Genomic DNA, 7,733 nt, shown 5'->3' with positions numbered 1-7,733 from the left:
CCAACAGGAACATCAGGACGGTGACCACGCTCGCTGAGCGGTCGGCGGCCAGCGCGCGCCACACGAAACGGAATGTCTGCCGCGAGGTGGCGATCGGCAACAACTCGGAATTGAGGCTCATCGAAGCACCAGGTCCTTATACTCCGGCCGATCGAGAAGCTCGCGGTGCGTTCCGCTGTCGGCCACCCGACCGTCTGCCACATACACCACCCGGTCAGCCTGGGCAAGCACTGCGGGGCTGGTGGTGATGATCCAGGTGATGCGCGAATCGGCGCGGTGTCGCAGCTCTCTGATGCCGATGGCGATGCGTTGCTCGGTCACCGCGTCCACCGAAGTCGTAGGGTTGTCCAGCACGAGGATCGAGGATTCGGACGCCAGCGCCCGGGCGAGCGCGATCCGCTGCCGCTGGCCGCCGGAGTAGGTGCTGCCCTTCGCTGCCACCGGCTGGTCGAGGCCACTCTCCTGAAGCCGCACGATGTCGTGGGCGGCCGCTGCGGTAAGGAACGGCGCGAGGTCGGAATCCTCGTGCCGACCGTTCGGGTCAAGGTTGCCGCGCAGCGTTCCGCGCAGCAGATCTGTCTGGTGCGGATTGACCAGCAGGCGCTCGCCGCGCGCCGGAATGCTCAGGGAACTGAGCGCGTCCCCGTCGAGACGCACCTCACCGGAGACATCCGCGGTAGGAATCTCGCCGGCCAGCAGCTGCATAAGAGTTCTGGTGGTGGCCGGATCGTCGACCGCCATGCAGAGCAGTTCGCCGGGCCGCGACACCAGCGAGAAATCGCGTAGCGCGCCGACAGTGACCTTCTCCAATGCGATTTCCGGGTCCGTCCGCTCCGGCCGCGCGGACCCCACGGTCAGCAGCGGTGGGGTGCGCAGGAACTCGACGATTCGGCCGGCGCAGGCGTAGCCGTCCGCCACCAGGGCGCCGATCTGACCCAGAGCCTGTACGGGCACGGCGAGGAACTGGGTGAGACCGACGATCGCGATCAGCTGGCCCACGGTGATGTCGTGCTCGAGAGCCCGCTGTCCGGCCAGCAGTGTCACTACGGCCAGGAAAAGCCCGCTCAATCCGGTAGTTACCGCCTGCATCAGCGCCTGGGATCCGGCCATCCGGATGCCCGCGTCCTGGGCGACCCTGCTGCGCTGCCGATAGCGCGCAGTGGCCTCGTTCTCGGCTCCGATACCCTTGACCGCGCGCAGGCCGCGCACGAGGTCCGCGGCCGCCGCCGCAGTGTCCGCCACCTGTCCACGCTGCTCGCGGCTGCGGCGGGCGATGACCGGGGTGATCAACTGAGTGGCGAGGAGCACGAGCGGCACGCCGAGTAGCACCTTCAGACCGATGACCAGGTCGGTCCTGATCAGAACCACGGCGCTGACCGTCACGGCCACCGCCGAGGCGAAGGTGTCGCCCGCCGACCGGGTGAGCGTGCCGACGCCGTCAGCATCGATCGTGGCCAGGGACACGGTCGCGCCGGGAAGCCGGCCGGTGCGCGGGCCGAGCGGGCGCAGCACATGCCTGGCGATATCGACCCGGAGGCGGTGCGCCTCGAGTTGGTCGGTCCGGTATGCGATGAGCGCGCCGTACCGGTAGAAGAACATCAGCGCGGCGAACACGATGGCCAGCAGCGCGCCCCAGCCGATCAAGGCATGGACGTCGCCAGGGACGACGGCGTGGTCGATGAACTCGCCCACCACGACAGGGACCATGGCCTCGGCCAGCTGCCAGGCCGAAAGCAGCGCGAAGCAGGCTGCCACCGCCCCGATGTTGCGCCGCAACACGTCCACGAGCAGCCCCCGAGCCGAACCGGGAGGCGCGTCCGCCAGATCACCGACCATGTGGTTTCCACTCCGCCTTTCGATTCCACCGCGTCTCGAGCGTGTCCGTCACCGTGTGTTCGGGTTCGTGTACAGCACGCCTTCCGACCAGATATATCGCGTACCACCCCAGCGGGCGGCAGAGGCGAGGTCGGGGAAAAAGCCACGTCCCCCGAGATTGGCGCTGGTGTTGCATATCACAGGCACCCCGCTGATCTCGGCGTAGGCCGCCAGCACTCGCGCGGCGGCGGAGTGGTCGTTTTCGCCGATGGTCTGCAGTCGGGCGGTGCCATCGAGGTGGACAACTGCCGGAACGCGCTCGGCCCAGCCGGGCCGCAATCGGTGCTCGAAGAGCATGTAGGGGTCCGCGGTGCCGGGAGTGAACACCTCGGACGCGCGTTCCTCGAGGCAGATCGGGGCGACCGGCCGGTAGTCGGCCCGGTTGGGCCGCTCTCCGGGAAACTGGCGCCGGACCACCGCGCCGAGCCGGTCGAGCAGCCACTGCCCGAGGTAGTCCTGAAAGGTGGCGATGATGTCGGCGTCGGTCAGCCCGGGCAGCAACTCGTCCCGGTTCGAGGCGATTTTCGCGCCCAGTGTGCGGGCGCTCTCCCGATCGATCTCGGGAAAGCCGGAGATCATCTCGTCGAAGTGCCGGACACGCCGGTGGCGACCCGTTCGCGGCACCGATGCGCGCGGAGTCGTTGCACGGTCTACCGCCCGCGCTGGTCATCACCGCCGAGGTCGATCCGATCCGCGACGATGCCGAGGCGTATGCGCGGCGGCTGCGGGACGAGGGCGTCGCGGTGTCGTCGACCAGGTACACCGGGGTCTTCCATGGCTTCTTCACCGAGGTCGGCGTGTTCACGCAGACCGAGCAGGCGATCGGCGAGGTGTGCCGGTACCTGCGCGATCTCGCATCTCCGTAACGACGCGATCAGCTCTCGACGACCGAGCGGATCCGTCGAGGACGCCGACCGCAATCGGTACGTCGAGGAAGACCATCGCCCCCACGACGGGTGATCGCGCTGGGCGCCGCTGAGGACCAGACCAAAGGCGGCGCCCGTGGTGGCCCAGAGCACCCAGAGTCCTCGACGGCGAGCCGACCGATGGACTCGAGCACGGGGCGGTGGCCCGGCGCGGTTGACAGTGTGGCCCCGGCACGGCGTCATACTGTCGCAGGGCGGCAGGTGGTCAGCAGTTCCAGCGGATGGAAAACGATGCAGCGGCCCGCGCGATCGAGTAGAGAGCCCAGCCGCTTGGGCGTTTCGAGGGTGATACTGCGGTCCGTGATCACGAGGCCGGGCACCTGCGCCTCGAGCTCGTGCTCGAGGCGCGACAGCTCACTGATCTGCCGCAACCACACCGTCATCAGTACGTTGGCGGTTCCTGTCACCTCACAGCAGACGCGTATCTGGGGGAACGAGTCGAGCGCGTCGATGAGCGTGCCGAGTGTGCGTGGCGTGGCACGGGCCCAGATATTGGCGGTCACCGGCCATCCGCCGAGTACGTGGGCGACCTCGCAGCGAATGGAGAGGATCCGCTCGGCGACAAGGTAGGTCAGCCGGCGCCGGACGGCAGCTGGGCTGATCCCACAGACCTCGGCGAGTTCGACGGCCGACCGGCGGCCATCGGCCGCGAGCGCGGCGATCAACGCCAGATCCACCGCGTCCGGTTGATGGACCAGAGGACGGGGAGGCGGGCGGTATCGGGACAGCGTGGACTCCTCGCCGACGTCGAGAGCGCGCACCCGCCAGCGTTCGCTCTCCCCGAACACCTGCATAACCACGCGCGTACGCGTGCGCGAGACCATGGGAGATCCCGACAACTGCTGCACCCAGTCACCGAGGGTGTCGAGATCGAAGGTCATGACAGTCAGAAGCAGGTCCCCATCACCGGCGGTGCGCTGGATGGTCGCGACCTTGCCGTCCCGGGAGAGCTCCTGCATCAGATCCGGGCCACGCTCGGCCACCTGGACCTCCACGAAGGCCGCACACTGCGTATTGAGATACGCCGGGCCCGGGTAGGTGACGATCCACGCGAGGCCGCTGTCGACCAACCGCTCCCAGCGGCGGGCGGCGGTCGGCGCGCTGACGCCCGCGACATCGCCGACAGCGCCCCACGGAGCGCGCGGCGCGGACTGGAGCGCGTGAACGATCCGGAAATCAATATCGTCTGGCACGTAAGAATCCTTCACCGGGTGGCCTTCTGTCTGCAGTTCTCAACATGCCGAGAAATGTCGGCGAACGCATCTTTAACGTTCGAATCCAGATTTCGGCGACTTTCGGTCGGTCGCCGATCGAGGAGGTTATCGGAATGAGAATCACGGTCATCGGCGGCGGACACGGCTCATATGCGGCAGTGGCCGATATGCGCGAGAAAGGCCACGACGTCATCTGGTGGCGGCGTGATCACAACGCTTTCGCACCGCTGCTCGACGCGGGCGAAATTCGGGTCGACGACCACCGCGGGCACCACAGGCTGCCGATCGGTTCCGCGGGTCGCATCACCCTCGAAGCCGATCTCGGGCGTGCGGTGGCCGGCGCGGAGATCGTCCTCGTGCCGATCCCTGCCTTTTCCCATCCTGACCTCGCCGAGCGCATAGCGCCGCATCTGACCGACGGGCAGGTGGTGTATCTGCCGCCGGGCAGCTTCGGTTCGGTGGTCTTCGCGCGGGCGGTGGCCGCCGCCGGCAACCCGGCCGAGGTCGCCTTCGCCGAGACCGGAACCCTCCCCTACCTCGCACGCAAGCACGGCGACGACCGGGTCGTGGTGAGCGGCTACGCCACGCGGCTACCCACCGGGGTACTCCCGGCCCGCGACAGCGAGCGCGCGCTGGCGGTGCTCGCGCAGATCTATCCGGTCGAGCCGGTCGAGGACGCGCTGAGCGGGGCCTTGATGAACGCGGGCCCGATCATCCACCCGCCGTTGATCCTCATGAACGCCGGTCCGCTGCAGCACTTCGCGGCCTGGGACATTCACAACGAGGGCACCCAGGATGCCATACGCCGGGTCACCACCGCCCTCGACGCCGAACGTATCGCCATCCGCACCGCGCTGGGATACGCCGCACCGCATTTTCCCCTCGCGGACCACTACACCGCGGACGGCGACGAATGGATGTACGGCAACGCCGCGCACGACAAGCTGACCGACAGCGGCGACTGGCGCGAGAACATCGACCTGCACACCCACCGGTACATGACCGAGGATGTCGAGATCGGGCTCGCGCTGCTCACCTCGGTGGGCCGCTGGGCGGGCGTACCGACACCGGTGGCAAGCGGCCTCCTGGCCATCGCCGGGGCGATCACCGGCCGGTCCGCGGACAGCGGCGGCCGGACACTGGCCGCCCTGGGGCTGGACGGGCTGGACAGCGACGGAATGAAGCAGCTTCTGCACGAAGGGTTCTCGCGGTGACGGCCGCGGTCGCGGTGGCCGGCGCGGGCCGCATGGGGCAGGGCATCGCGGCGGCCCTCGGTTTCGGGAAGGTCGAGGTGACCGTCGTCGACCTTAGGGATCGCGGCGCCGCCGGCGAGGCGTATCTCGCGGCGGCCCGGGCCGAGATCCGGGCGTCGCTGGAGCGGAAGGTGCGGCTCGGGCTGCTGGCCGAATCCGATCTGCCGGAGGTGCTCGGCCGGATCCGGATGGTGAGCCGGGACGTCGCGGCCGGTGCCATGGCGGAGGCCGGCCTCGTCTTCGAAGCGGTGCCCGAAGTCCTCGAGGTCAAGCGCACGGCCCTGTCGTGGATCGAATCCACAGTCGGCCCGGATACGCCCATCGCCTCGACCACCTCCAGTTTCCTCGTGAGCCGCCTCGCCGAATTCGTCGCGCGGCCGCAGCGACTGCTCAACGCCCACTGGCTCAACCCCGCCGACCTGATGCCGCTGGTGGAGGTGAGCCCGAGTGCCGCGACGGCACCCGCAGTGGTCGAGGCGACCTGCGCGCTGTTGTCGGCGGTCGGCAAGACACCGGTGGTCTGTGCCGCGTCGCCGGGCTACATCGTGCCGCGGCTGCAGGCGCTGGTGATGAACGAAGCCGTCCGGATGGTCGAGGAGGGCGTGGCCAGTGCCGCGGAGATCGACCGCGCCGTCCGGATCGGATTCGGGTCGCGATTCGCTGTACTCGGCCTGCTCGAGTTCATCGACTGGGGCGGGTGCGACACCCTGTTCCACGCCTCCAACTATCTGCGTGGCGAACTCGGTGAGCGTTTCGCACCCGCCTCCCTGGTCGAGCAGAACATGGCCGACGGCCGCCGCGGCACCACCGACGGCGGCGGTTTCTACGACATCGCCGATACCGCGCGCGACGACTACCGGGCCCAGCGCATCGCGGATTTCGCGCAGGTCCTCGACGCGACGGGACAACTACACAGGTACGACGACCTCCCGCGGCACAACGGCCGAGCCGCCGCGGGAATTCTCTCGGCACGCCCCACCGGCGGGTCGCAGAACTGATGAGGAGACGGCTGTGACAGCTTTGAATTCACCCGAACTCGCGTCCGCGAGAACACGCGAGCGCCCGATGAAACTGGCGATCGCGTCCGGGGTCGGCACCATCCTCGAGTTCTACGATTTCGCGATCTACGGCACCGCCACGGCGCTGGTGTTCAACAAGGTGTATTTCGACACCGACGATCCGTGGTTCGGCACCTTCCTCGGTTTCGCCACCTTCGCCATCGGCTTTGTCATGGCGCCGGTCGGCGCGGTGATCTTCGGGCACTACGGGGACCGGTTCGGTCGGCGCGCGGCGCTCACCACCGCGTTCATCCTGATGGGATCGGCCACTCTGGTCATGGGCCTGGTGCCCGACTCGCGGGCGATCGGGATCGCCGCGCCGTTGATCCTCATCTTCCTGCGGATGCTGCACGGTATATCGCGGGGCGGCGAGATCGGCGGAGCGGTGCTGCTGGCGGCCGAGCACGCGCCCGCGTCCCGCCGCGGGCTCTACGGATGTTTCGTCACGCTCGGATCGCCGGTCGGCGCGATCCTGGCGAATACCGCCTTCGCGCTCGTGCTGTTGCTTCCGATGGATCAGGTGATTGCGTGGGGTTGGCGGATTCCGTTCCTGGTAGGTGGCGTCGTGCTGATCATCGGTATCTGGACGCGGACGCGGATCTCCGAGACACCGGATTTCGCCGGCGCGGGTTCCGGTACGGACCGGCCGGCGCCGCGTGGCCTGGCGGTCCTGCGCCAGGATTGGCGTGGGGTGCTCCGCGCCGCGGGCGTGAACATCGGCCAGAACTGCTACGCGTTCCTGCTGTTCACCTTCATGTTGTCCTTCCTGACCGAACCCGACCCGGGCCGGGGATTCTCCCGTTCACAAGTGGTCTGGGGAATCACCGCCGCCCTCGCCTGCCACGCCGCGACTGTGGTACTCGGCAGCCATCTGTCCGACCGGCTGGGCCGCAAAACGGTGATCGGCTTCGGTATGACTTCGGCTGCGGTCTTCGCTCCAGTGCTGTTCTGGGTCACCGCGCACGGCTCGTTCCTGGCCTGTATCGCGGTGATCTGTATCGGATTCACCTTGACCGGGTTCGTATACGGGCCGATGTTCACCATGTTCGCCGAACAGTTTCCGGTGACCCAGCGCTACAGCGGCGTGGGTATCGGCTACCAGGTCGGGGCGGTGGTCGGCGGCGGTATCGCGCCGATGGTCGCGAACCGGATCGTGAGCGGTACCGGCAGCGTGGTCCCGGTCGGGTTCTACGCCGCAGCGCTCATGCTGATCAGCCTGTTCGCACTGCTGAAGGGCAAGGAGACCGCGCCGCTGGCGGTCGGGAAATCGTTCCGGTCCCGGCTCGCCGCGCCCGTGGGCACCGGTGATCATGCAGGACGCGGCGGGTTCCCGGCCGACGCGAAACCGCTGGAGCAGTCCGGCTAGTGGACACGAATCGGGCATGTCGATGCCGGCCACCCCTCATC

Annotated in this window: 7 protein-coding genes; 4 read left to right on the top strand and 3 right to left on the bottom strand. The window is 68.3% G+C overall.

Annotation, left to right across the window (positions count from 1 at the left end; genetic code table 11):
- Positions 1 to 117 precede the first annotated feature (117 nt).
- Together NS4_RS22155 and NS4_RS22150 are read right to left on the bottom strand one after the other, a co-directional pair.
- Positions 118 to 1,836 carry an ABC transporter transmembrane domain-containing protein gene (locus tag NS4_RS22155; protein ID WP_063061434.1) on the bottom strand — a complete coding sequence of 573 codons (1,719 nt, stop codon included), beginning with the start codon at positions 1,834 to 1,836 and terminating at the stop codon, positions 118 to 120.
- A 48-nt stretch (positions 1,837 to 1,884) separates the two neighbouring features.
- A complete protein-coding gene (locus tag NS4_RS22150; protein WP_439955804.1) occupies positions 1,885 to 2,499 on the bottom strand; it encodes a carbamoyltransferase C-terminal domain-containing protein in 615 nt (204 codons plus the stop codon).
- 2 nt (positions 2,500 to 2,501) lie between these two features.
- On the opposite strand from NS4_RS22150, the gene NS4_RS22145 reads away from it, so the two are divergent.
- Entirely contained in the window at positions 2,502 to 2,741 is a 240-nt protein-coding gene (locus NS4_RS22145) for an alpha/beta hydrolase fold domain-containing protein (RefSeq protein ID WP_063061432.1), read from the top strand.
- A 239-nt stretch (positions 2,742 to 2,980) separates the two neighbouring features.
- Here the strand turns inward: NS4_RS22145 and NS4_RS22140 are convergent, their stop codons facing one another.
- Positions 2,981 to 3,994: an Lrp/AsnC family transcriptional regulator gene (locus tag NS4_RS22140; protein ID WP_063061444.1), complete on the bottom strand. Its 1,014-nt coding sequence runs from the start codon at positions 3,992 to 3,994 to the stop codon at positions 2,981 to 2,983.
- Between the two features lie 134 nt (positions 3,995 to 4,128).
- On the opposite strand from NS4_RS22140, the gene NS4_RS22135 reads away from it, so the two are divergent.
- Genes NS4_RS22135 through NS4_RS22125 form a run of 3 tightly spaced genes read left to right on the top strand, consistent with a single transcriptional unit; the run spans position 4,129 to position 7,692 of the window.
- Positions 4,129 to 5,229 (top strand): NAD/NADP-dependent octopine/nopaline dehydrogenase family protein, encoded by a 1,101-nt coding sequence (locus tag NS4_RS22135; RefSeq protein ID WP_063061431.1) that lies wholly within the window; start codon positions 4,129 to 4,131, stop codon positions 5,227 to 5,229.
- Positions 5,226 to 6,266, top strand: coding sequence for a 3-hydroxybutyryl-CoA dehydrogenase (locus NS4_RS22130; RefSeq protein WP_063061430.1), 1,041 nt, complete (start codon positions 5,226 to 5,228; stop codon positions 6,264 to 6,266). Before NS4_RS22135 ends, NS4_RS22130 begins: the two co-directional genes overlap by 4 nt.
- Positions 6,267 to 6,279: 13 nt before the next feature.
- A complete protein-coding gene (locus NS4_RS22125; protein WP_063061429.1) occupies positions 6,280 to 7,692 on the top strand; it encodes an MFS transporter in 1,413 nt (470 codons plus the stop codon).
- Positions 7,693 to 7,733: the final 41 nt, after the last annotated feature.

Source organism: Nocardia sienata NBRC 100364 (assembly GCF_001613205.1).
Classification (GTDB): Bacteria; Actinomycetota; Actinomycetes; order Mycobacteriales; family Mycobacteriaceae; genus Nocardia; species Nocardia sienata.
The sequence above is the reverse complement of the archived record's forward strand: the minus strand, read 5'-3'. Positions and strand labels throughout refer to the sequence as shown.